The 22454-nt window shown below is 67.0% G+C and carries 20 protein-coding genes and 1 tRNA gene; 19 read left to right on the forward strand and 2 right to left on the reverse strand.

Going from position 1 to position 22454, the window contains the following annotated elements:
• Positions 1 to 38 precede the first annotated feature (38 nt).
• The 3 genes from NUV79_RS09440 (at position 39) to NUV79_RS09450 (ending at position 4494) form a co-directional block, all read left to right on the forward strand.
• Positions 39 to 3908, forward strand: coding sequence for a hypothetical protein (locus NUV79_RS09440; protein ID WP_257732827.1), 3870 nt, complete (start codon positions 39 to 41; stop codon positions 3906 to 3908).
• A gap of 155 nt (positions 3909 to 4063) precedes the next feature.
• Complete coding sequence (locus tag NUV79_RS09445; RefSeq protein ID WP_257732828.1) at positions 4064 to 4258, forward strand: hypothetical protein; 195 nt, start codon at positions 4064 to 4066, stop codon at positions 4256 to 4258.
• Entirely contained in the window at positions 4258 to 4494 is a 237-nt protein-coding gene (locus NUV79_RS09450; RefSeq protein ID WP_257732829.1) for a hypothetical protein, read from the forward strand. Before NUV79_RS09445 ends, NUV79_RS09450 begins: the two co-directional genes overlap by 1 nt.
• Positions 4495 to 4657: 163 nt before the next feature.
• On the opposite strand, the gene NUV79_RS09455 is transcribed toward NUV79_RS09450, so the two are convergent.
• Positions 4658 to 4747: transfer RNA gene (locus tag NUV79_RS09455), tRNA-Ser, on the reverse strand.
• A gap of 394 nt (positions 4748 to 5141) precedes the next feature.
• Here NUV79_RS09455 and NUV79_RS09460 point away from each other — a divergent pair.
• The 7 genes from NUV79_RS09460 to NUV79_RS09490 are packed head-to-tail and all read left to right on the forward strand — an operon-like array spanning position 5142 to position 12495.
• Complete coding sequence (locus NUV79_RS09460) at positions 5142 to 6290, forward strand: septal ring lytic transglycosylase RlpA family protein (protein WP_257732830.1); 1149 nt, start codon at positions 5142 to 5144, stop codon at positions 6288 to 6290.
• Between the two features lie 45 nt (positions 6291 to 6335).
• Positions 6336 to 7571: a D-alanyl-D-alanine carboxypeptidase family protein gene (locus NUV79_RS09465; protein WP_374679086.1), complete on the forward strand. Its 1236-nt coding sequence runs from the start codon at positions 6336 to 6338 to the stop codon at positions 7569 to 7571.
• Positions 7572 to 7580: 9 nt separating this feature from the next.
• Positions 7581 to 8231 (forward strand): dTMP kinase, encoded by a 651-nt coding sequence (tmk, locus tag NUV79_RS09470; RefSeq protein WP_257732832.1) that lies wholly within the window; start codon positions 7581 to 7583, stop codon positions 8229 to 8231.
• Positions 8231 to 9301 (forward strand): DNA polymerase III subunit delta', encoded by a 1071-nt coding sequence (locus NUV79_RS09475; RefSeq protein WP_257732833.1) that lies wholly within the window; start codon positions 8231 to 8233, stop codon positions 9299 to 9301. The genes tmk and NUV79_RS09475 overlap by 1 nt, the downstream gene beginning before the upstream one ends.
• Before the next feature lie 21 nt (positions 9302 to 9322).
• Positions 9323 to 10882 carry a methionine--tRNA ligase gene (gene metG / locus NUV79_RS09480; protein WP_257732834.1) on the forward strand — a complete coding sequence of 520 codons (1560 nt, stop codon included), beginning with the start codon at positions 9323 to 9325 and terminating at the stop codon, positions 10880 to 10882.
• Positions 10882 to 11682 carry a TatD family hydrolase gene (locus NUV79_RS09485; protein WP_257732835.1) on the forward strand — a complete coding sequence of 267 codons (801 nt, stop codon included), beginning with the start codon at positions 10882 to 10884 and terminating at the stop codon, positions 11680 to 11682. Before metG ends, NUV79_RS09485 begins: the two co-directional genes overlap by 1 nt.
• Positions 11683 to 11691: 9 nt before the next feature.
• A complete protein-coding gene (locus tag NUV79_RS09490) occupies positions 11692 to 12495 on the forward strand; it encodes an MBL fold metallo-hydrolase (protein ID WP_257732836.1) in 804 nt (267 codons plus the stop codon).
• A 196-nt stretch (positions 12496 to 12691) separates the two neighbouring features.
• Here NUV79_RS09490 and hmgA read toward each other — a convergent pair whose 3' ends face one another.
• On the reverse strand, positions 12692 to 14044 hold the full coding sequence (hmgA, locus tag NUV79_RS09495; protein WP_257732837.1) for a homogentisate 1,2-dioxygenase: 1353 nt from the start codon (positions 14042 to 14044) through the stop codon (positions 12692 to 12694).
• Positions 14045 to 14150: 106 nt separating this feature from the next.
• On the opposite strand from hmgA, the gene NUV79_RS09500 reads away from it, so the two are divergent.
• The 9 genes from NUV79_RS09500 (at position 14151) to NUV79_RS09540 (ending at position 22452) form a co-directional block, all read left to right on the forward strand.
• The gene (locus NUV79_RS09500) at positions 14151 to 14585 is read left to right on the forward strand and encodes a MarR family winged helix-turn-helix transcriptional regulator (protein ID WP_257732838.1); all 435 of its coding nucleotides are present in this window, start codon (positions 14151 to 14153) and stop codon (positions 14583 to 14585) included.
• 95 nt (positions 14586 to 14680) lie between these two features.
• Complete coding sequence (gene fahA / locus NUV79_RS09505; RefSeq protein WP_257732839.1) at positions 14681 to 16045, forward strand: fumarylacetoacetase; 1365 nt, start codon at positions 14681 to 14683, stop codon at positions 16043 to 16045.
• Positions 16046 to 16131: 86 nt separating this feature from the next.
• Entirely contained in the window at positions 16132 to 16872 is a 741-nt protein-coding gene (locus NUV79_RS09510; protein ID WP_257732840.1) for a GntR family transcriptional regulator, read from the forward strand.
• Positions 16873 to 16999: 127 nt separating this feature from the next.
• Positions 17000 to 18208 (forward strand): ABC transporter substrate-binding protein, encoded by a 1209-nt coding sequence (locus tag NUV79_RS09515; RefSeq protein ID WP_257732841.1) that lies wholly within the window; start codon positions 17000 to 17002, stop codon positions 18206 to 18208.
• A 92-nt stretch (positions 18209 to 18300) separates the two neighbouring features.
• Complete coding sequence (locus NUV79_RS09520) at positions 18301 to 19203, forward strand: branched-chain amino acid ABC transporter permease (RefSeq protein ID WP_257732842.1); 903 nt, start codon at positions 18301 to 18303, stop codon at positions 19201 to 19203.
• A 6-nt stretch (positions 19204 to 19209) separates the two neighbouring features.
• Positions 19210 to 20193 carry a branched-chain amino acid ABC transporter permease gene (locus tag NUV79_RS09525; protein ID WP_257732843.1) on the forward strand — a complete coding sequence of 328 codons (984 nt, stop codon included), beginning with the start codon at positions 19210 to 19212 and terminating at the stop codon, positions 20191 to 20193.
• On the forward strand, positions 20183 to 20971 hold the full coding sequence (locus NUV79_RS09530) for an ABC transporter ATP-binding protein (RefSeq protein ID WP_257732844.1): 789 nt from the start codon (positions 20183 to 20185) through the stop codon (positions 20969 to 20971). Before NUV79_RS09525 ends, NUV79_RS09530 begins: the two co-directional genes overlap by 11 nt.
• The gene (locus NUV79_RS09535) at positions 20964 to 21677 is read left to right on the forward strand and encodes an ABC transporter ATP-binding protein (RefSeq protein WP_257732845.1); all 714 of its coding nucleotides are present in this window, start codon (positions 20964 to 20966) and stop codon (positions 21675 to 21677) included. Before NUV79_RS09530 ends, NUV79_RS09535 begins: the two co-directional genes overlap by 8 nt.
• 31 nt (positions 21678 to 21708) lie before the next feature.
• Complete coding sequence (locus tag NUV79_RS09540; protein WP_257732846.1) at positions 21709 to 22452, forward strand: SDR family NAD(P)-dependent oxidoreductase; 744 nt, start codon at positions 21709 to 21711, stop codon at positions 22450 to 22452.
• The last annotated feature ends 2 nt before the right edge of the window (positions 22453 to 22454 follow it).

A 22454-nucleotide genomic window follows, 5' to 3' on the forward strand; every position in this document is an offset into this window, starting at 1 on the left:
AACCTTCAAAGCGATAACCGCCCCCAACGGGGCCAACATTGCAGGCGATCTCACAGGACGAGGCGGCCCACGCCTTTATCTCCTTCGAACGCCCCGCAGGCTGGACCGCGCAGAACCCCGCAGGCGGCCATAACTGGGCCGGCAGGCGGAAGACGGCGGTCGAGGTCTACAACAAATTCTCGGGCTCCGCGCCCATCTCGCTGGCGGCCACCTTCGACAACGGCTCGCCCCTGACGCACGACAGCGTCCGCCCGGCCAGCCCGGTGACGGACATCGAGCGCCGCGACGCCGCCTCCAAGACGGAGGGCCTCGGCTTCTGGGGCTCGGCCTATGAGAGCGCCAAGGACGCCAGCCCGCTGACCTGGGCTCTGCGCGGTGTCGAGGATCACCAGCCCGACCCCGACTTCCGCTGGTCGAAGCGCCAAGACCTCCTGAGCGAGGTGACCAAGGGCGTTCCCCAGCAGTTCTGGGGGGCGTTCGACGACGCCACCTCGGAGGCCCATGCGCGCACCATCAGGAGCCGCATCGACAGCCAACTCGAGACCCAACAGCGCATCGCCGCGTCCGGCTGGAAGGGCACCGCTGGCGCGCTCCTCGGCGAGCTGCTGGAGCCTGTCGGCCTCGCGGCGTCCTTCGCAATCCCCGAGGCGGCCGGCGTCGCGCGGCTCGGGCGCATGGCCCGTATCGCGGCCTCGGGCGGTGCCGCAGCAGCCACCAACGTGGCGCTCGAAATGCCCCGCTTCGTGTCCAAGGAGACGGCCGAGACCAGCGACCTGTTCTGGGCGGCCGGCACCGGGCTCGTCCTCGGCGGCGCGTTCGGCGCACTCCGCAGGAACCCGTCCATGCAGACCGAGGCTGACGCCTTGGCCCGCGTCGGGCGCAGCCTGCAGGAGGAGGGTGAACGGCTCCACGCCGGCACCGCGCTGGGCTCTGGCTCGGTAGGTGCTGCCCGCTTCTCCCGCCCTGACACCCTGCATGGGGAGGTCGATGCGTGGCTGAAGGCGGAAGCCCCGGAGACCGCGCTGGCTCGCGCCCGCTTCGACGCGGTGGGCCAGCTCAAGTCCTCCGAGAGCCCCGTTGCGCGGGCCGTAGGGGGCAAGCTGGGGCTCGACGCGGTGGGCAACAAGGACAAGTCCATCGCCAACGACTTCGCCGCCACCGAGTACCAGCAGCGGGTCCACGACAGCGCGATGAGCGAGCTGGCCCGTGACTGGCACCCGACGTTCCAGTCCTACCTCAAGGAGCGGGACATCGGCTGGGCTGACAAGGCCGAGGCCGAGCGCACCCTCCGCGAGGAGATTGCCGCCGCCATCCGCAACACCGACCCGACCCGCGAGGGGGAGTTCTCGTCGCAGGCCAAGAAGATGGCGGGCACGATCCGCAAGCTGCACCAGCAGTTCGCCGACCTTGCGCAAGACCCCGGCCGCCTGTCGGGCCAGAAGCTGGAGCCGCTGCCCGGTTTCGAGCGTCCGATGGACAGCAAGAACTACCTGATGCGTCAGCGCTCCGACCAACGCATCGCCGAGAAGACGAAGCTGTTCGGCGACCCGGCCCTGAAGTCGGCCTACGCCAAGGGCTTCATGGCGATGCACCCCGGAGTGGACGAGACGCTGGCCCGCAAGTGGGCCGATGGCTACGTCAAGCGCCTGCGCGAGCTGGCAGCCGACGTGGACATGAAGGGGGACCGAGCGGTCTCCGGTCACGACCTCGACGCCCTGCGCGAGATGATGGAGGATTTCGGCACGTTGAAGCCCGACGAGATCGAGAACATCCTCGGCGTCGTGAAGGGCAAGGCGGACCCGAAGGCCGGCGCGTCGCCGCGAGGGAAGGAGAGGGCGCTCTACGACGAGACCTTCACCGACCATCTCACGGTCACCGACAAGAGCGACCCGCGCTACGGCCAGACGCTGGAGTTCCGGCTGATGGACCTGTTCGAGAACGACGCCCTGTCGGTCTTCGAGGGCTACTCCAGGCAGATGTCGGGCCTCCTAGGGCTGCATCAGGTCCGCGTCAAGAACCCGCTGTTCACCCCGGATCACATCCGGCCGATCAAGCGGCCCGGCGTCGAGCTGATCGACAGCCCCTCAACGCCCATCATCAGGACCGCCCACGGCACCGCCGAGCTGCGCCTGCGGAACGGGGACATGGTGCTCGACAAGTTCGAGCTGAAGACCTCGGACCCGGAGCAGATCAGGGAGCTGCTGGAGACCGCCGTCGATTACGCCTCCGCTGCCGGCCACAAGCTGGTCTCGGACAGGCGCGTAGACGACACCCTCGCGGCAGCCTTCGACTCGCTCAAGGGCGACTGGAGGGTCAACTCCCCGAGCGGCCGGAAGCGCACCGTGAAGGGGCAGAAGGTCAACGAGACGAAGGACGGCTCCCCCGTCTACGAGGTCTCGGGTGAGTGGAAGCCCCCGACGAACGAGCCCGAGATGCTCGTCTCCGGTCTGTCCAAGGAGGCCGACTGGAACAAGATGATGCAGCGCCTCGCCCAGACTTGGGACGAGCGCGTCACGTCTGGTGCCGTCGATCACAACACCCGCATCAAGGGCTTGGAGCTGGACACCGAGAACCTCGAATACCTGCGGCGGGCGGTCCTCGGCCAGACCCACGGGCTCGACCAGACCGGCTGGGGCCACGCCCTGCGGCGGCTGCGCGACTACAACTTCATCCGCCTGATGGGCAACGTCGGCTTCGCCCAGGTCAACGAGTTCTTCCACGTCACGGCCTCGGTCGGGCTGAAGGCCTCGCTGTCCGCCATGCCCGCCTTCCGGCACATCCTCCGCGACGCCCGCACCGGGCAGCTCTCGGACGAGATTGCGCGGGACATCGAGTACCTCACCAACTACGGCACCGACTGGGTGCGGGGCAGCCTGCACTCGAAGATCGAGGCCGGTGGGGGCAACATCGACGGGCGCTTCGCGGGCACCCTCGGGGAGCGCTACGACGCCGGCATGGCGAAGCTGAAGCGCGCCACCACGGCCATGTCGCTCATGGCCCCCATCAACACCGGCCTCCAGCGCTTCGCGGCGCGGGGCATCTACGCCAAGTTCGCCCACATGGCGGAGGGCGACGCGGTGAACTGGGACCGCCTGACGGCCATGGGCATCGACAAGGACATGGGCAATCGGATCTTCAAGATGATCCGCGAGAACCGGACCTTCATCGACGGCGACGTCGAGGGCCGGAAGCTGCCCCGGATGAACATCGAGAAGTGGCCGGATCAGGAGGCCGCTGCGGCTTTCCAGATGGGGGCCACTCGGTGGGCCAAGTATGCCGTTCTGGCCAACGACCCCGGCGCGCTCAACCGCGTGATGGGGCACGGGCTCGGGCGGGTCGTATTCCAGTTCCGCAGCTTCGTGATGGGTGCATGGGCGCGTCACCTCTTGCACAACATCCACATGCGGGATTGGGAGACGGCGACCACCTTCCTGCTGACGGGGATGGGCGGCGTGCTGACGCATATCGCGTACAGCCACTACCGCTATGCCACGGACCCGCGCCGGGAAGAGAAGCTGGACAGGGCGCTGTCGTGGCAGGGACTGCTGGCCGGCGGCTTTCAACGCGCAAGCTGGTCCTCGTTCATGCCTTCTGTGGCCGACACCGCGCTCTCGCTTGCCGGGCAGGAGCCTGTCTTCGGCTTCCGCATGACCTCGCAGCCGTCCCATCTGATCACCGGCAACCCCACCTTCGGGCTCTTCGATGACGTGCAGAAGGGTGTGGGAGGCATGGTCGGCAACGCGCTGTCGGGCGACAACCAGCTCTCGCAGCGGGATGTCAGCAACCTCGCGCGGGCGTTCCCGTGGGGCAACTGGGTACCGTTCATCCACCTGATGAACACGATGGTGCGGGAGCTGCCCGAGTACGACAAGCGGCCACGCCGCGACGCGCCCGAGAGGGCGTTCTAAGGTGAACCTCAGGGGGAGACTTCGGGCAACCGGGGTCTCTCCCTGTTTTTTTGCAAACGGCCTCTTGTCCACCTCCAAACCCACAGACGGCAGACTAGGCATCTTGACTCATGCTCGGTCTATGTTCCTATTTCGTTCTCATGCAGGAGCAAGCCATGGAACAGGACGAGCCGGTGCTTCCGCCAATCACCGAGGGGGAGATCGACGCGGTGCTTCAAGAAGCCAACGGCGATAGTCGGGAGGCGATCCGAATGCTGCTACACGACCTCGCAGTGTTGGCGCGGGATGCTGACCGCCTCGTCAGCCATGGCTATGTGCGTGGCCAGCACCCGTGGCGGAGGGCTAGCTGATGGCGCTCAGGTCAAAACGCAGCATGTCGCCGGCCAAAGCGAGCGAAATGAACGTGGCGGTGCGGGAGTTCCAGCGCCAAGTGCGAACATGGGCTGCCGAGACGCCCATCGGGAGTTCCGTCTACATCGCGCTTGATCCCCTCAACAGCGCTCTAGACCTGATGGGGCGGGTGCTGAATGCCGAGATGGATGGGAGGGGCTTTGAGCGGCGCTACGGCGAGGGCGGCATGGAATAGGAGGCTGCCGCCGTGTCTGGGCCATGCAGTTCCTGGCCCGTCCTCACCGCCCCCCAACATGGGTCCAATTCTGGGTCCATCTTTGGGGGCTTTTTGGGTCCACTTTGATTTTTCGCTTCGCTAGCGCGTTGATATTAAAGCGAAATTATAGCGGTGGAATTTTTGGCGGAAGGGGTGGGATTCGAACCCACGGTGGGCTTGCACCCACGGCGGTTTTCAAGACCGCTGCCTTAAACCACTCGGCCACCCTTCCATGCGGCCGTTCAATGCCGGTCGGAGAGCGGATTTGCAAGCGGAAGATGGCGTGGATGCGCGCCGGTCGACCGCATCGCTGTGATGCCCAAATCGCGATTGCGCCTCGCGATCGAGCCGGTTTTCAGCCCAATCCAACCTCGATCCACACCGTGTCCTGATGGCCACGCTGCACAGAAAAATGGCCGCTGCGAATGCCCCGGCGTTGACATGCGCCCCTTTTCGAACACTCCTGTGTCCGCCCAACGGCGCAGGGATGGCCTGTTCAGTGATCCGCTTTCAGCGGATTTTAGCAGCTTAACGATCCCTTAATGGAATTGGCCGAAAACTCGGCTCGATCGCCTATGGCGATGAGCTGACAGAATGTTTTTGGCGCAGAAAGCGGAATTGGCGGAATGACTCAAGACGCTCGCTTCTCGGCCAAGGGGACCAACTCCACGATGTCCGGGTCGATGCCAGCGTCTTATTCCATGCCGACGGTCGCCCGCATGGGCTGCGTAATTCTCGTCGGAGTTTTCGCGGCCAATTGCGCCGGCAACCAGACCGCCGGTCGTCGTTCCAAGGAAATCGGCGCCTTCCCGCAATCGAAATACGGCCCCGCCAGCCAGCGCGTCGTGGCTGAGGGTGAAGAGGTGCCGAAGGGCGGCGGACGCCAGCTCGTCGGCAAGGCCTATTCCGTCGCCGGCAAGCGCTATACCCCCTTCGAGAAGCCTGTCGGCTTCACGCAGGTCGGCACCGCCTCCTGGTATGGCGAGGCTTTCCATGGCCGTCGCACTGCCAATGGTGAGGTCTATGACCGCCACAGCGTCTCGGCTGCGCACCCCACCATGCCGCTGCCGGCCTATGCCCGCGTCACCAACCTGATGAACAGCCGCTCGATCATCGTGCGCGTCAACGACCGCGGCCCCTTCCATGGCGGCCGCATGATGGACCTGTCGCAGACGACCGCTGACGCGCTTGCCTTCCGCCACCTCGGCACTGCGCGGATCAAGATGGAATATCTCGGCCAGGCCTCGCTCGCCGGCTCCGACGACAAGCTGCTGCTCGCCACGCTGCGCACCGACGGCTCGGCCGCGCCGATCCCGGGCACCAGCGCGCGCACCATGGTCGCGAGCGCCGAGCCGGTCGCCACCACGCGCACCCGCAGCGTCGATGTCGACGCGCAGCCGGCCGTCGAGCCGGAGCCCGCGCCGCTTGCCACGCCGCCGATCGTCCAGGCATATGCGCCGCCACAGCCGCGGACGATCACGCCCTCGAGCCCTGTCGTCGCCACTCTGGCCTCGACCGTCTCGACGCCGGTCGAGGCGCCGTCCCTGCGCGCCGCTCCGCTGCCGCCGAACCGGCCGTTCGACCTCGACACCATCGCCAACGCGGCCAAGCCCGTCGCGGTTCCCGCGACGCTGCGCACGACCCTGCCGCCGACGCGCGCAAGCGTCGCGAGCCTGTTCGCCGCTCCGGAGAAGGGCGCGGGCGAGCGCCTCGCCAAGACGCATCCACTCAACAAGCTTGCGCCTCAGCCTCTGCAGCCGCTCGCGCGGAACTGATCTCCAGCTTGACCTGATGGCGGGCGCTCTGCTTCACATCGAGGCATGAGCGCCTTTTGCCGTCAGCCAGGACTTCGCGAGAGAGGACTTGCCGCGTGGCGCCGAGCTGCCCGCGAGCTGTTGGCAGGGTTCGCTCTGGCGCTCGGGCTGCTGTCTGCTGGCCCCGCTGCTTTCGCTCAGGGCTTCCAGTCGCAGGCGCCCTACGCCGTGCTGCTCGATTCCGATACCGGAGCGGTGCTCTACGAAAAAGCGGCCGACGAATTGATGGTGCCGGCGAGCATGGCCAAGCTCGCGACCGTGCTCGTCGCCTTTCAGGACCTCAACACCGGGCGCCTGACGCTCGACAGCGAGATCGGCATTTCCGAGAATGCCTGGCGCAAGGGCGGCGGCCCGTCGGGCGGCTCGGCGATGTTCGCCATCCTCAACAGCCGGATTAAGCTCTCCGACCTCCTGCAGGGCATCATCGTCCAATCCGGCAACGACGCCTCGATCGCGCTGGCCGAAGCCATCGCTGGCGACGAGCCGACCTTCGGCCGCATCATGACCGAGCGGGTGAGGGGGCTCGGCCTGACCAAATCCGTCTTCCGCAACGCGACCGGCATGCCCGATCCGCAGCAGCGGGTGACGGCGCGCGAGCTCGCCCTGCTCGCCGACCACATTATCAAGACCTATCCCGAGCTCTACAGGATCTTCGGCCAGCGCGAGTTCACCTGGAACAAGATCCGCCAGCAGAACCGCAATCCGCTGCTGACAATGGATATCGGCGCGGACGGGCTCAAGACTGGCAATATCGAGGAAGCGGGCTTTGGTCTCGTCGGCTCCGCCGTGCAGAACGGCCAGCGGCTCGTGCTGGTCGTCAACGGCCTCAAGACGGCGCGCGACCGGGCGACGGAAGCCCGCAAGCTGCTCGAATGGGGGTTCCGCGCCTTCGAGCGCCGCCAGCTCTTCGCCGCTGGCGAGACGGTGGGCGAAGCCAGCGTCTATGGCGGCGAGAAGGGCCGCGTCGCGCTCCGGAGCAAGAGCGCGGTCAGTCTTCTGCTGCCACGCGGCAGCACGGAGCGACTGGCGGCCCGAATCGTCTATCGCGGCCCGCTAACCGTGCCCGTGCAGGAGGGTGCGGAGGTGGCGCGGCTCGTGGTGACGCGCGGTGACATCAGGACGCTCGACATTCCGCTCTACGCGGCCGAGAGCGTGCAGGCCGGCACCTTGCAGTCGCGCGCGCTCGACGCGCTGCTGGAGGCGACGACCGGCTGGGTTCGCAAGGCCCTGAGCCGGAGCTGAGCAGGTCGGGTGAGCAAGGGACGTTTCATCACCCTCGAAGGCGGGGAGGGCGCCGGCAAGTCGACGCTGGCGCGCGCGCTGAGCGAGCGGCTCATTGCGGCTGGCCTCACGGCGCGGACGACGCGTGAGCCCGGGGGCTCGCCGAAAGCCGAAGCCATCCGCGAGATGATCCTGGCCGGGCAGGCGCGCGATTACGGCCCCTTCGCCGAGGCGCTGATGTTCTCGGCCGCGCGGATCGACCATATCGACAGCCTGATCCGCCCGGCTCTGGAGCGCGGCGAATGGGTGATCTGCGACCGCTTCATCGATTCGACGCGGGTCTATCAGGGCGTGCTGGGCCAACTCGACAAGGCCGTGCTGGCCGAGCTTGAAGCCGTGACGATCTCCGGCCTGATGCCGGACTTGACGCTGATTCTCGATCTCGATCCCGAGATCGGCCTCGCCCGCGCCGCCAAGCGCCGCCGCCCCGGCGAGGCAATCGACCGTTTCGAAGGCGAGACGCTGGCCTTCCATCGCAATCTGCGCCAAGCCTACCAGGATATCGCGAGCGCCGAACCGCAGCGCTGCGCCGTGCTCGATGCGACATTGCCTCCCGAGGCGCTCGCGGAGGCGGCGTGGCATATCCTGCGCGAGCGCCTGCCAATCGATCCGGACACCTGATGCTAGCGACCAGCGACGAACCCGACCGGCTGCCGAACGCGCCGCATCCGCGCGAGACGCTGGCGCTCGTCGGCCATGCCGCGCGCGAACGAACCTTCCTCGACGCGCTGGCATCCGGCCGCATGCACCATGCTTGGTTGCTCGGTGGCCCCGAGGGCATCGGCAAGGCGAGCTTTGCCTATCGCGCCGCACGCTTCCTGCTTGCGGCGGGCGATCCGCAGGCGAGGGCGGCCCGCAGCGCCGATCTCGCCATGCCCGAGCACGATCCGGCGACGCGGCGGGTGATGGCGCAGTCGCATCCCGACCTGCATGTGCTGCGCCGGATTCCGAAGCCGGACGGCAAGAGCTACACCAGCAACATCCCGGTCGATTCCATCCGGCGCGTGATCGATCGCTTCGGGTCGAGCGCGGCCGAGGGCGGCTGGCGCGTCTGCATCGTCGACTCGGCCGAGGACATGGAACGCTCGGCCGCCAATGCCCTGCTCAAGCTCCTGGAGGAGCCGCCGCCGCGGGCGCTGTTCCTGATCATCGCTCATGCCCCCGGCCGGATGCTACCGACGATCCGCTCGCGCTGCCGGCTCCTGACCTTCGATCCGCTCGCAGAGGCCGATGTCGCGGAGGCCGGCCGACTGGCACTGGAGCGTATGGAGATGCCCTTCGACGGTTCGGCCCTGCGCCGCGCCGCGAGCCTGTCCGAAGGCTCGGTGCGCCGCGCGCTGACCTATGTCGACCCCGAGACGCTGGCGCTGGTCGAGGCGGTAAGGGCGCGGCTTGACGCCCTCCCGCAGATCGACCTTACCGCTCTGATGGCTCTGGCCGAGGATGTCGCCGGCAAGGCGGGCGAGCGCGATTTCGCGGTGATGATCGAGACCATACAAGGCTGGATCTCGGATCATCTCCACGCGCATGCTGCGGCGCAACCGGCGCGCCTTGCACCGCTGGCGGAGGTATGGGAAAAGCTTGGACAGCAGGCGCGCGAGGTCGAGACCTATAATCTTGACCGCCGCCCGCTCGTGATGACCCTGTTTCATGATCTGTCGTCTGCGGTGTCCCGCTCGCGCGCAGCGTGAAGCGAAGCTTTCGGACAGACGATGGCCACGGCCCCGAAATTCTATCTGACGACCGCGATCCACTACACCAACGGGCCGCCGCATATCGGCCACGCCTACGAGATGGTGGCGGCGGACGCGATCGCGCGCTTCAAGCGGCTCGACGGCTACGACGTCTTCGCCATGACCGGCACCGACGAGCACGGCCAGAAGGTCCAGCGCACCGCGGCGCAGAACGGCCTCTCGCCGAAGGAATTCGTCGACAAGATCGCGGCGCGCTTCGAGGAGATGGAGCAGCGCCTCGGCTGCTCCTTCGACCGCTTCATCCGCACCACCGATGCCGACCACAAGGTCTCGACCGACGAACTATGGCGACGGATGGAAGCCAATGGAGACATCTATCTCGCCAAATATGCCGGCTGGTACTCGGTGCGCGACGAAGCGTTCTACGGCGAGGAGGAGACCACCCTCCAGCCCGACGGCACGCGCCTGGGCGGGCAGGGCACTCCGGTCGAATGGGTCGAGGAGGAGAGCTATTTCTTCCGCCTCAAGTCCTATCAGGACCGCCTCCTGAAGCTCTATGAGGACGTACCGGACTTCATCTCGCCGGAGACCCGCAAGAACGAGGTCGTTTCCTTCGTGAAGGGCGGGCTCGAGGACCTCTCGATCAGCCGCACGACCTTCGATTGGGGCCTGCCCGTGCCCGGCGACCCGAAGCACGTCATGTATGTCTGGGTCGACGCGCTCAACAACTATGTCACCGGGACGGGCTTCCCCGATCCGGCGAGCCCGCGCGCGCATTACTGGCCGGCCGATGTCCATATCATCGGCAAGGACATCGTGCGCTTCCACGCGGTCTACTGGCCGGCTTTCCTGATGTCGGCGGGGCTGCCGTTGCCGAAGCGCGTCTTCGGCCACGGCTTCCTGCTGAACAAGGGCACGAAGATGTCGAAGTCGCTCGGCAACGTGGTCGATCCCTTCGGCCTCGCCGAGACCTATGGCGTCGACCAGCTGCGCTATTTCTTCCTGCGCGAGGTCTCCTTCGGCCAGGACGGCAATTACAGCCACGACGCCATCGTCGGGCGCATCAATGCCGACCTCGCCAATGATCTCGGCAATCTCGCGCAGCGCTCGCTGTCGATGATCGCCAAGAACTGCGAGGGCAGGGTGCCGCCGCGCGGGGCGCTCAACGAGGCCGACGAAGCCATGCTCGCCATGGCCGATGCGGCGCTCGCCAGGGCGCGCGAGGCGATGAAGGATTTCGCCCTTCACACCGTGCTCGCCGATCTCTGGGCTCTCATTGCCGAGGCGAACCGCTATTTCGCCAATAACGAGCCCTGGCGCCTGACCAAGACCGACCCGAGCCGCCGTGACACCATCCTCTATGTCACGATCGAGGTGCTGCGCGAGGTCGCGATCCTGGTGCAGCCGGTGATGCCGGTGGCCGCGGGCAGGCTGCTCGACCTGCTCGGCGTCGCGCCCGAGGCCCGCAGCTTCGCGGCACTCGGTGCGGAGCATCGGCTCGTCAGCGGTGCGGCCCTGCCGGCGCCGAGCGCGATCTTCCCGCGCTATGTCGAACCCGAGGACGACCAGGCGGCGTGATGGTCATCGATACGCATTGCCATCTCGACTTCCCGGATTTCGCCGAGGACCTGCCGGCCTATATTGCGCGCGCCGAGGAAGCCGGCGTCGGCCGGATGGTGACGATCTCGACGCGGGTAGCGCGCTACGCCGACTATGCCGCGCTGGCGGAGCGCTTTCCGTCGGTCTGGTTCTCGGTCGGCACGCATCCGCATAACGCCCATGAGGAGCTCGACGTCACGGCCGAGCGCCTCGTGGAGCTGTCGCGCCATCCGCGCTGCGTCGCCATCGGCGAGGCCGGGCTCGACTATCACTACGATTCGAGCCCGCGCGCCGCGCAAGCCCAGGGGTTGCGCACGCATATCGCCGCGGCGCGGATCACGCAGCTGCCGCTCGTCATCCATTCGCGCGAAGCCGATGACGACATGATCGTGATCCTGCGCGAGGAGATGGGGAAGGGCGCCTTCCCCGCCATCCTGCACTGCTTCACGGCCGGAGAAGCGCTGGCCATGGCCGGTGTCGAGCTCGGGCTCTACGTTTCCTTCTCGGGCATCCTGACCTTCAAGACCTCTGAGAACCTGCGCCGGATCGCCCGGATGGTCCCGCGCGAGCGCCTCCTGGTCGAGACCGATGCACCCTATCTGGCTCCCGTGCCGTTCCGGGGCAAGCGCAACCAACCGGCCTATGTCGTTGAAACCGCGAAGGTTCTTGGCGAAACGATCGGCGTGCCTTTCGATGAGATCGCAAGGATCACCACCGAGAATGCGCGGCGCTGCTACTGGAAGATGGACCACGCCGCGCCGGTCGCGCAGGTAGCCTGACGCGGCGCCATGACGCTTACCGTCACCATTCTCGGCTGTGGATCATCCGGCGGCGTGCCGCGCCCGGGCTCCGGCTGGGGCGCCTGCGATCCCAGCGAGCCGAAGAACCGGCGCCGCCGCTGCTCGATCCTCGTCGAGCGCATCGGCCCGGAAGGCATGACGCGTGTCCTCGTCGATACCTCGCCGGACCTGCGCGAGCAACTTCTCTCGGCCGAAGTGCCGGCGCTCGACGGTGTCCTGCTGACGCATGACCATGCCGACCACACCCATGGCATCGACGACCTGCGAGCGCTCGTCCTGCACATGCAGCGGCGCATCCGCATCTACGCCGACAAGGCGACCGAGGCGTCACTGCGCTCGCGCTTCAGCTATCTCTTCGAGACGCCGCAAGGCAGCTACTATCCGCCGATCCTCGATCTCGACCAGATCTCGGCCGGCCGGCCGCACACGATCGACGGCGCCGGCGGGCCGATCACGGCCTTGCCGTTCCGGGTCGAGCACGGGCCGAACTACGAGGCGCTGGGCTTCCGCTTCGGCGATCTCGGCTACCTGCCGGATGTCAGCCTGATCCCGCCGGCCGCCATGGAGGCCATGGCCGATCTCGACGTGCTGATCCTCGATTGCCTGCGCGAGACGCCGCATGTCAGCCATTTCCATCTGGCGCAGTCGCTGGAAGCGATCGCGCACCTGAAGCCACGCCGCGCCATCCTGACCAACCTCCATGTCGATCTGGATTATGCCAGCCTGAGCAAACGCTTGGCTGGCATTGCCGAAGTGGCGTACGACGGGATGACGATCTCGGTTCCGGTCTGAACACCCAGTATTTCAGGCAGCGCCCGCATCGAAATAAGTTCCATAATATACCTTATGCGAATCATAGATGGGCGAGTTTCAGCCTCTCCCTGCTCGCTCAATCCGACGCTGATAGCAAAGCCGGCAATCGCTCTGCAGCGACCGCCGGCCTCATCGTCTGTCCAATCTCCGGCAGCCGGTCAGCCCCGGCGCCCCCTCACGGCTTGTTCGGATCGAAATGCTTGGTCAGCTTGTGGCCGTAGCCGCCATAGTCGCGCTGGAGCGCATCCGAGCCGGCGGCGAAGGCCGTGACCTGCTGCGGGAAGCGCGTCTCGAACATGAAGGCCAGCGTGCCCTCCAGCTTATGCGGCTTCAATTCGACATTGCTCGCCTTCTCGAAGGCATCCATGTCCGGCCCATGCGGCAGCATGGTGTTGTGCAGCGAGATGCCGCCCGGCACGAAGCCGCCGCCGGTCTTGGCGTCATAGACGCCGTAGACCAGCCCCATGAACTCGCTCATCACGTTCATATGGTACCAGGGCGGCCGGAAGGTGTTCTCGGCCACCAGCCAGCGATCCGAGAAGATGACGAAGTCGATATTGGCGGTGCCGGGCGTCTCCGAGGGCGAAGTCAGCACCGTGAAGATCGACGGATCGGCGTGGTCGTAGAGGATCGGCCCGACCGGTGAAAAGCGCCTGAGATCATATTTGTACGGGGCATAGTTGCCATGCCAGGCGACGACGTCGAGCGGCGAATGCTCGATATCCGCGGCCCAGAGATTGCCGCCCCATTTCACATACATCTTCGACGGCGCGTCGCGGTCCTCGAAGGCTGCGACCGGCGTCAGGAAATCGCGCGGATTCGCGAGGCAGTTGGCGCCGATCGGCCCGCGCTCCGGCAAGGTGAAGGCGCCGCCATAGTTCTCGCAGATATAGCCCCTCGCCGGCCCGTCCCTGAGCTCGACGCGGATCTTCACGCCACGCGGGATCACGGCGATCTCGCCCGGCTCGATATCGATGATGCCGAACTCCGTCCAGAGCCTGAGATCACCCTGCTGCGGCACGAACAGCATCTCGCCATCGGCATTGTAGAAATACTCGTCCACCATCGAGCGGGTGATCAGGTAGACATGCGCGCCCATGCCGCCCTGGCTGCCGGCATCGCCGGCAGTGGTCATGCTGCGGATGCCCTCGACGAAGGAGATCGGTTCCGACGGAATCGGGATCGGGCTCCAGCGCAGCGGCGCGATCGGCATGTCGACCTCGCGGGCCGGCGCGGTGCGCCAGAACCCGGCATCGACCTTCCGGAATTCGTTCCAATGCGCCACCGTTGGCCGGATGCGATAGAGCCAGGAGCGCTCGTTGGTGGTGCGCGGCGCGGTGAAGGGCGAGCCCGAGAGCTGCTCGGCATAGAGCCCATAGGCGCATTTTTGCGGCGAGTTGCGCCCGAGCGGCAGGGCGCCCGGCAGCGCCTCGGTCTCGAAACCGTTGCCGAAGCCTGACATGTAGCCCGTCGCGATGGCACTCTCGGCCTTGGCGGCACCGGCATGGGCCGGGTTCTGAACGTTCATGGTGGCGCCCTCTCCTCGCGACGGCCTCAGGCCGGCGGCATGCCCTGTGCGGGCTCTTGTTCGAGATGGTTGCTTTGGTAACTGTCGATTTTGTAACTAACAAGGCATGTCGAAACTCGCGCTCGAGCATTTCCTGCCCTATCGCCTGAACCGCCTGAGCTCGGCGGTGTCCCAGCAGTTCCGTGCGGTCTATGGGCCGCATCACGACCTCACCGTGCCGGAATGGCGGGTGCTGGCCACCCTCGCCCAGTTCGGCACGATGACGGCCAAGGCCATCGGCAAGCACTCCTCGATGCACAAGACCAAGGTCAGCCGGGCCGTACGGGCACTCGAGGAGCGGCGCTGGCTGACCCGCCGCGAGAGCGAGCAGGACCGGCGCGAGGAAAGCCTGTCGCTGACGGCGCCCGGCCTGCAGGCCTATGGCGAGATCGTGCCCCGCGCGCTGGCCTTCGAGGCCGGCATCCTCGCCGCGCTCGGCCCCCATGCCGAGCCTCTGCTCGAAGCATTGGCGCTGATGGAGGAGCGCTTCCCCATCGACTGAATGCCTCGTCCCAAGCGCTGGGGACAGAGACCGGGCGCCGCTTGCGCTTAGGCTCGCCATCGAACTGGCCGAGTCAGAACGGAACGGATGAGCCTATGCAGGGCAGCACTCTCGACGCGCGGGCTGAAAACCCGCCTCGCCCCACCTCCTCCGCTGTCGCGCTCGACGCCAGCCACGATCCGGCGCTGCGCAGCTGGGTCGCATCGGCGCGGGACCATGCGGAATTCCCGATCCAGAACCTGCCCTTCGGCGCGTTCTCGCCCGAAGGCGAGCCGGCACGTGGCGGTGTGGCCATCGGCGACGAAATCCTCGATCTGGCGGCGCTCGCCGCGTCCGGTCTTTGCGCCGATATCGAGGAGATCGTCGCAGCGGCAGCCGCGCCGAGCTTGAACGGCTTTCTCGGATTGGGAACGGGTGCGCGCAGGCAACTGCGGGCGCGGCTTTCGGCCCTGCTGGCGGAAGGCTCGCCTGCGCAGACCGCGCTGAAGCCGATGCTGCATCCGGCGCGGAAATGCGTGCTCGGCCTGCCCGCCCGGATCGGCGACTACACCGATTTCTATGCCGGCATCCAGCACGCCCTGAATATCGGCTCGCTGCTGCGGCCGGACAATCCGCTGCTGCCGAACTACAAGCATATCCCGATCGGCTATAACGGCCGCGCCTCGTCGGTCAGGCCCTCCGGCGAGCCCTTCCTGCGCCCCAATGGCCAGCGCAAACGTCTGGACGAAGCAGAGCCCAGCTTCGGCCCTTGCCGCAATCTCGACTACGAGCTGGAACTGGGCATCTGGATCGGCCCGGGCAACGCGCAAGGCTCGCCGGTGCCGATCGACGAGGCCGACGACCGGATCGCCGGGTTCTGCCTGCTCAACGACTGGTCGGCGCGCGATATCCAGGCCTGGGAATACCAGCCGCTCGGCCCCTTCCTGTCCAAGGGCTTTGCCACGACAATCTCGCCCTGGATCGTCACGCCGGAGGCGCTGGCGCCCTTCCGGAAGACTCAGGCGCCACGGCCGGAAGGCGATCCGGCGGCCCTGCCCTATCTCAGCCCAAGTGACGCCACCGCCTCCCATGCGCTCGACATCACGATGGAGGTCTTCATTGAGACCGCTTCCATGCGCGCGAACGGCCTGGCGCCGCACCGGCTCTCGCTCGGCAGCACACGCGACCTTTATTGGACGCCGGCCCAGTTCGTCGCCCATCACAGCTCGAACGGCTGCAATCTCGAACCGGGCGATCTCTTCGGCTCCGGCACGATCTCGGGGCGCGATCCCGGCTCCTTCGGCAGCCTGATGGAGATCACGCGCGGCGGCCGCGAGCCGATCGCGCTGCCCAATGGCGAGAGCCGGACCTATCTCGTCGATGGCGACGTCATCGTCATGAAGGCCAGCGCCCGGCGGGAGGGTTTCGCCTCGATCGGCTTCGGCGAATGCCGGGCCGAAGTGCTGCCGGCGCGCGGCTGAAGCGGGCGCCGCTGTCCCCTGCTCTGGTGACAGCGGACGCGCTATGGCTTCGGCATCATCGGGTTGTCGCTGCCTTCGGGGATCGCATGCAGAAGCGCTTCACACTCGCCGCTTCGGACCAGCCACCGGGAGACGCCGAGAAGGGCGTGCTCGGGCGGCGCCGCTCCGGCGACGCCTATGAGACGCTGCGCAACGCCATCCTCTCCGGGGAAATGCGGCCGAACGAGCCGCTGATCGAGGCCGATATCGCGGCCGCGCTTGCGGTCAGCCGCACGCCGGTGCGCGAGGCCCTGCAACGGTTGGCCGTCGAGCAGTTGATCGTGCCGCGCCGCCGCGGCTGGGCCGTGCGCGAGATCACCGCGGTCGAGGCCAGCGAGAATTCGGAGGTCCGCGCCGCGCTGGAAGGCTATGCGGCGCGGCTCGCCGCCGAGCGGGCAACCGATGACGAGATCGCCGCGGTCGCGGCCGTCCATGCCCGCCGCATCGCCAGCGACCCGGCCGACGACCGAACTCGTGTCGAGACCAACCGCGAGTTCCACGGCATCATTGTCAGCGCCGCCCGCAACGAGAAGCTGCGCGACGCGATCCTGCGTTCCGGCCGATTCTACTTCAACGGCTCGGTGGCGCGGATGACCTCGCCGGCCGAATTCCGCCTCAGCAACGAGGATCACGAGATCATCCTGCAGGCCTTGCGGGCGCGCGACGGCGACCGGGCCGAGCAGGCGATGCGCAAGCACATCATGCGCACCTTCCATATCTTCCGCGAGCTTTCCTATCCCGCCCATGGCGCGCCCTCGCTGGCGCCGCTGCATGGCTCGGAAGGATAGAAGCCGCGATGTCCCACGCCGCTGTGACAGATGCCCGCCACCGGCCCGCTATGATCCCCGCAGGATCGGGCTGCCATGAGCTGACGACCTCAACGACACAACAAGCCGACGACCAGGGAGAGAGACGATGAGCGTGAACAAGACCGCAGCCGGCCTGACGCTGGCCGCCAGCCTGCTGATCGGGGCCGCAGCCGGCGCGCAGGAGCCCGGCATCACCGACAAGGCGATCAAGATCGGCATCTTCGGCCCGCTATCGGGCCCGAACATGGCCTATGGCTTCGACGTCGTGAACGCGGCCAAGATGTACTACGACAAGATCAACAAGGAAGGCGGCATCCACGGCCGCAAGATCGAGTATGTCGTCGAGGACGACCGCGGCAACGCCAACGACTTGGTCGCGGCGGTGAAGAAGCTGGTCGAGCAGGAAAACGTGTTCATGCTCAATGGCGGCTCCTGCTCGGCCGCCGTCGTCGCCGCCAAGGACTATGTCGTCCGCAACAAGGTGCCCTATCTGATGCTGAACGCGTCGGGCGACGGCGCGCTGTTCCCGCCGACCGATTACATCTTCGGCGCCTATTCGATCTCGCAATACGCCGTCGGCGGCGCGATGGTCGAGTTCGCCGCCAAGCAGTTCGGCGCCAAGAACGTCGCCTATATCAACCATGACGACGCCTATGGCGCCTGGAACCTCGAAGGCTCGAAGAAGGACGCCGAGGTCAACGGCGTGAAGCTCTCGGTCGAGTCGATCAATCCCGGCATCAACGACGTCACCGCGCCCTTCCTGAAGGTGCGCGCCGCCAATCCGGATGCGATCCTGCTGGTCACCTATGCCCGCCCGGCGGCGCTGCTGATCAAGAAAGCGGCGGAGATGGGCTTCAACAAGCCGATCATCCTCTCGGTCACCGGCACGGCCAGCCTCAACCAGCTCGCCGAGAATGTCGGCAAGGACGCGCTCAAGAACTTCTACACCCAGGAAGTGATGATCGACTCGCCCGGCGGCGCCAAGCTGAAGCCGATCTACGACATGTACAAGGCGGCCTATCCGGAGCTCGCGGCCAGGCCCGACCATCCGCAGACCTACATGCCCTATGGCATTCCCCCGGCGATGTCGCTCGTCAAGGCGCTGCAGGATGCTGGCCCGAACCCGACCCGCGAGAAGGTGCTCGCCGCGCTGAAGACGCAGGATTTCGACTCGGGCGTCATGGCCGGCCGCATGCAGTTCGGCCCGGAGCAGCGCGCCGCCAACCGCTCGACGATCTTCATCAAATATGACGGCACGACCATGGCCCCGCTGCCGGGCGTCTTCACCAGCCGCTGGACCTACCAGGCGAAGTGATCGCCACGGGCGGGCCGCTCGGCCCTCCCTCCTGAGACCGGGCGGCGGCCCTGGCGCCGCCGCCCTTCCCTGACCTGAGCATCGGGCCGGATATGGACCTGCAACTCGCGCTGATCTTCCTGCAGCAAGGCATCGCCTCGGGCCTCGTCTCGGGCAGCGTCTATGCCCTGCTGGCGCTCGCCATCGTGGTGATCTTCAAGACCTCGGATGTGCCGAACTTCGCCCAGGGCGAGGTCTTCATGGCGGCGGGCTATGTCGCGCTCTATCTCTTCGTCTTCCAGAAGATGCCGATCTGGGTCGTGCTGCCGGCGACGCTGGTCGTCGCCTTCCTCGCCATGGCGCTGTTCCGCCGCTTCGTGCTCGATCAGGTCGCTAAGTCCGCGAAGGACCTCGTCTATTTGGTCATCGCGACGCTCGGCCTGTCCTATGTGCTGAAGGGCCTCGTCCGCCGCACCGGCTTCGGCGACACGCCGCGCTCCTTCCCGGCGCTGGTGCCGACCGATTCCATCATGATCGGCCAGGCCTCGGTGACGATGCTCGATCTCGCCATCTTCGGAACCGCCGTCACCGTGATGGCCGCCTTCTTCTGGATGTTCAACTACACCAAGACCGGCCGGGCCATGCGCGCCGTCGGCATGAACCCCAAGGCCGCTCAGCTCGTCGGCGTCGACCTGCGCCGCTGCCATATGCTGATCTGGGGCCTCTCCGGCGTGATCTCGGCCATCGCCGCCCTGCTGATCTCGCCGAAGATCCTGATGACCGCCGATATGGGCTCGATCGTCATGCTCGCCTTCGCTGCGGCGATCGTCGGCGGCTTCTCCAGCCTGCCCGGTGCTGTGGTCGGCGGCTTCGTCATCGGCATCGTCGAGAACATGGTCGGGCTGTTCATCTCGTCGCGCGCCATCGTGCTCGCCCCCTTCCTCGCCATCCTGATCGTGCTCGTCCTGCGTCCGCAGGGCCTGTTCGGCGGGAAGCTGACGATCAAGAAGGTCTGAAGCCCCGTGTCGTCACCTCCTCTCGCATCGCCCGCGCCGGCCAGGCGCGCGCTCTCAGGCCCCGCCCTGATCGGGCTTGTGGCGGCCGTGATCGTGGCCGTTGCCCTGCCCGTCTTCACCTCGGGCTATGTCGTCTACATCGCCAACCTGCTGCTGGTCTTCGTGGTGCTCTGCCTCGGCCTGCACATCGTCATCGGCGAAACCGGCCAGTTCTCGATGGCCCATGCCGCCTTCTACGGCATCGGCATCTATGCCAGCGCGCTCGCCAACCGCGCGGTCGACCTGCCCTACCCCGTCGCCATGCTATTCGGTGCGCTGGTCGCCGGCGCCGTCGGCCTATTCATCGGCGCGCTCGCGCTCAGGATGCGCGACATCTATCTGGCGCTCGCCACCTTCGCCTTCGGCGAGGCGATGCAATGGGTCTTCGCCAACTGGGACAGCGTCACCAACGGCCCGAACGGCCTGCGCATCAGCCCGGCCCGCTTCGGCCCGATCGAGATCCTCAGCGACAAGCAGGCCTACCCCTTCGTGCTGTTCTTCTGCCTGGTGATAATCGGGCTCACCGTCGCGATCTCGCGCTCGCGTCTCGGCCGCTCCTTCCGGGCGGTGCGCGAGTCGGAGGTCGCCGCGATGGCGATGGGCATCGACGTGCGCCGCGCCCGGATCGTCTCCTTCGGCCTCTCGGCCGCGATCGCGGGTTTTGCCGGAGGCATGTTCGGCCTGTTTCAGACCTTCATCCACCCGGATAGCCTGGGCTTCCAGACCACGATCCTCGTGCTCACCATGGTCGTGGTCGGCGGGCTCGGCTCGATCGCGGGCGCCATCGGCGGGGCGATCGTGTTCGGGCTGATCTCGGAGGTGCTCCGCCAGGCGCCGCAATACCAGGAGATCATCTACGGCGCGATCCTGATCCTGTTCATGATGTACGCGCCGCGCGGTCTCTTCGCCTTCATCGGCGATCGCATCCGGGAGGCGCGCCATGGCCGCTGAGAGCGCTCCCTTCCTCAATGTCGAGGGGCTGACCATCCGCTTCGGCGGACTCACCGCGGTCGGTGGGCTCGACATGGCCGTCGCCAAGGGCTCGATCCATGCGCTGATCGGCCCGAACGGCGCCGGCAAGTCGACGACCTTCAACTGCATCTCGCGCTTCTATACGCCGAGCGCCGGGCGCATCACCTATGACGGGCGCGACATCACCCGCATGCCAGCCCGCGAGATGGCGGGTCTCGGCATCGCCCGCAGCTTCCAGAACCTCGAACTCTTCGGCGAGCTCACCGTCTTCGAGAACGTGCTGATCGGCGCTCATGTCCATGCCGGCCGCTCCTGGCGCGACGCGATCAGCGCGCGTCCGCGCGGCATCGCCGAGCATGTCGATGAGTTGCTGGAGCGCACGGGCCTGACCTCCTACGCCCAGACCAAGGCGCGCAACCTCGATTTCGGCCACCAGAAGATGGTCGAGATCGCCCGCGCGCTCGCGATCCGCCCCAAGCTCCTGCTGCTCGACGAACCGGCCGCCGGCCTGCGCAACCGCGAGATCGCGGCGCTCGACCGCCTGCTCTGCGAATTGCGCGAGCGCGACGGCATCACGATCCTGCTGGTCGAGCATGTCATGCAACTGGTCATGTCTATCTCGGACAAGATCACGGTGCTGAGCTTCGGCACCAAGATCGCCGAGGGCACGGCCGCCGAGGTGCGCGCGCATCCCGCCGTGATCGAAGCCTATCTCGGCCGCGACGCGGCGACCGCCGGGGAGGCGAACCATGGCTGACCTCCTCGAAATCGACGGCATCTCCGCCTCCTATGGCCGCATCCAGGCGCTGTCCGAGGTCTCGCTCAAGGTGCCGGAAGGGGCGATCGTCGCCCTGCTCGGCTCGAACGGCGCCGGCAAGAGCACGACGCTGAACACCGTCTCGCGGCTCGTGCCGGTGACGAAGGGGCGCATCCGCTTCGCCGGCGAGGAGATCCAGTCCTGGGCCTCGCACAAGGTCGTCTCGGCCGGCGTGCTGCAGGTGCCGGAAGGCCGCGAGGTCTTCCGCGACATGAGCGTGCGCGAGAACCTCGACATGGGCGCCTATCGCCGCAGCGACGCTGCCGGCATCAAGCGCGATCTCGACCGGGTCTTCGAATATTTCCCGAAGCTTCAGGAGCGTCTGCAGCAGAAGGCCGGCACGCTCTCCGGTGGCGAGCAGCAGATGCTGTTGATCGGCCGGGCGCTGATGGCCGGCCCGCGCCTGCTCCTGCTCGACGAGCCCTCGCTCGGGCTCTCGCCGGTGCTGGTGCAGCAGATCTTCGCGATCATCGAGCGGCTGAACAAGGACGGGCTCACCATCCTGCTGGTCGAGCAGAACGCGGCAATCGCGCTGGGCTGCTCGACCTATGCCTACATCCTCGAGAACGGCGAGATGGCCCTCGAAGGGGCATCCGCACAACTGCGGCAGGACGACAGCGTCCGCCGCACCTATCTCGGCGGCTGAGCCGGGACGCGACACAAACAGGAACCGGCTCATGGCTACGCCGCAGGACAAACCCATCGCTCTCGTCACGGGCGGCGCACGCGGGATCGGCCGGGCCATCGTCGAGCGGCTCTGCGCCGACGGCTTTGCGGTCGGCATCCTCGACCGCGAGGCGGAGATCGCGGCCGCGCTGGTGAAGGAGCTTGAGGCGCAGGGCCACAGCGTCTTCTTCGAGCCGGTCGACCTTGCCGATCATGCCGGCCTCGCCGCGCTGGCAGAGCGGCTGCCGGTGGCGCAGGCGCTGATCAACAATGCCGGCATCTTCGAGAACAAGCCGTTCTTCGATCTCGCGGCGAGCGATTTCGGCCGGATGATGGATGTCAACGTCACCGCGCTCTTCCTGCTCTCGCAGGCCGTGGCGCGGCGGATGGAAAAGGGCGGGCGCATCGTCAACATCGCCTCGCGGACCTTCCTGGGCGCCCGGAACCACGCCCACTACGTCGCCTCGAAGGCCGCCGTCGTCGGCCTGACGCGGGCGATGGCGATGGAGCTTCTGCCGCGCGGCATCGCCGTCAACGCGGTGGCGCCGGGCGGGGTCGCGACCGAGATGGTGGCGAAGCAGTCCGAGGAGGCGCGCGCCGCCCTGCTCGCCCAGCAGCCGACGGGAGCGCTCGCGGCGCCCGAGGACATCGCCAACGCCGTCGCTTTCCTCGCCTCGCCGCGCACCAATTTCATCTACGGCCAGGTCCTGCTCGTCGACGGCGGCAAGTCGCTCGGCGGTGGCATGGGCGGCTGAGG

The sequence above is a fragment of the Allobosea sp. 47.2.35 genome (assembly GCF_024655635.1).
GTDB lineage: Bacteria > Pseudomonadota > Alphaproteobacteria > Rhizobiales > Beijerinckiaceae > Allobosea.

Excerpts from the sequence above, each read along its gene's own strand:
- NUV79_RS09445 (WP_257732828.1), top strand. The coding sequence starts at position 4,064 with ATGGAACAGGACGAGCCGGTGCTTCCGCCAATCACCGAGGGGGAGATC.
- NUV79_RS09450 (WP_257732829.1), top strand. The coding sequence starts at position 4,258 with ATGGCGCTCAGGTCAAAACGCAGCATGTCGCCGGCCAAAGCGAGCGAA.
- NUV79_RS09460 (WP_257732830.1), top strand. The coding sequence starts at position 5,142 with ATGACTCAAGACGCTCGCTTCTCGGCCAAGGGGACCAACTCCACGATG.
- NUV79_RS09465 (WP_374679086.1), top strand. The coding sequence starts at position 6,336 with ATGAGCGCCTTTTGCCGTCAGCCAGGACTTCGCGAGAGAGGACTTGCC.
- NUV79_RS09475 (WP_257732833.1), top strand. The coding sequence starts at position 8,231 with ATGCTAGCGACCAGCGACGAACCCGACCGGCTGCCGAACGCGCCGCAT.
- metG (WP_257732834.1), top strand. The coding sequence starts at position 9,323 with ATGGCCACGGCCCCGAAATTCTATCTGACGACCGCGATCCACTACACC.
- NUV79_RS09485 (WP_257732835.1), top strand. The coding sequence starts at position 10,882 with ATGGTCATCGATACGCATTGCCATCTCGACTTCCCGGATTTCGCCGAG.
- NUV79_RS09490 (WP_257732836.1), top strand. The coding sequence starts at position 11,692 with ATGACGCTTACCGTCACCATTCTCGGCTGTGGATCATCCGGCGGCGTG.
- hmgA (WP_257732837.1), bottom strand. The coding sequence starts at position 14,044 with ATGAACGTTCAGAACCCGGCCCATGCCGGTGCCGCCAAGGCCGAGAGT.
- NUV79_RS09500 (WP_257732838.1), top strand. The coding sequence starts at position 14,151 with ATGTCGAAACTCGCGCTCGAGCATTTCCTGCCCTATCGCCTGAACCGC.
- fahA (WP_257732839.1), top strand. The coding sequence starts at position 14,681 with ATGCAGGGCAGCACTCTCGACGCGCGGGCTGAAAACCCGCCTCGCCCC.
- NUV79_RS09510 (WP_257732840.1), top strand. The coding sequence starts at position 16,132 with ATGCAGAAGCGCTTCACACTCGCCGCTTCGGACCAGCCACCGGGAGAC.
- NUV79_RS09515 (WP_257732841.1), top strand. The coding sequence starts at position 17,000 with ATGAGCGTGAACAAGACCGCAGCCGGCCTGACGCTGGCCGCCAGCCTG.
- NUV79_RS09520 (WP_257732842.1), top strand. The coding sequence starts at position 18,301 with ATGGACCTGCAACTCGCGCTGATCTTCCTGCAGCAAGGCATCGCCTCG.
- NUV79_RS09530 (WP_257732844.1), top strand. The coding sequence starts at position 20,183 with ATGGCCGCTGAGAGCGCTCCCTTCCTCAATGTCGAGGGGCTGACCATC.
- NUV79_RS09535 (WP_257732845.1), top strand. The coding sequence starts at position 20,964 with ATGGCTGACCTCCTCGAAATCGACGGCATCTCCGCCTCCTATGGCCGC.
- NUV79_RS09540 (WP_257732846.1), top strand. The coding sequence starts at position 21,709 with ATGGCTACGCCGCAGGACAAACCCATCGCTCTCGTCACGGGCGGCGCA.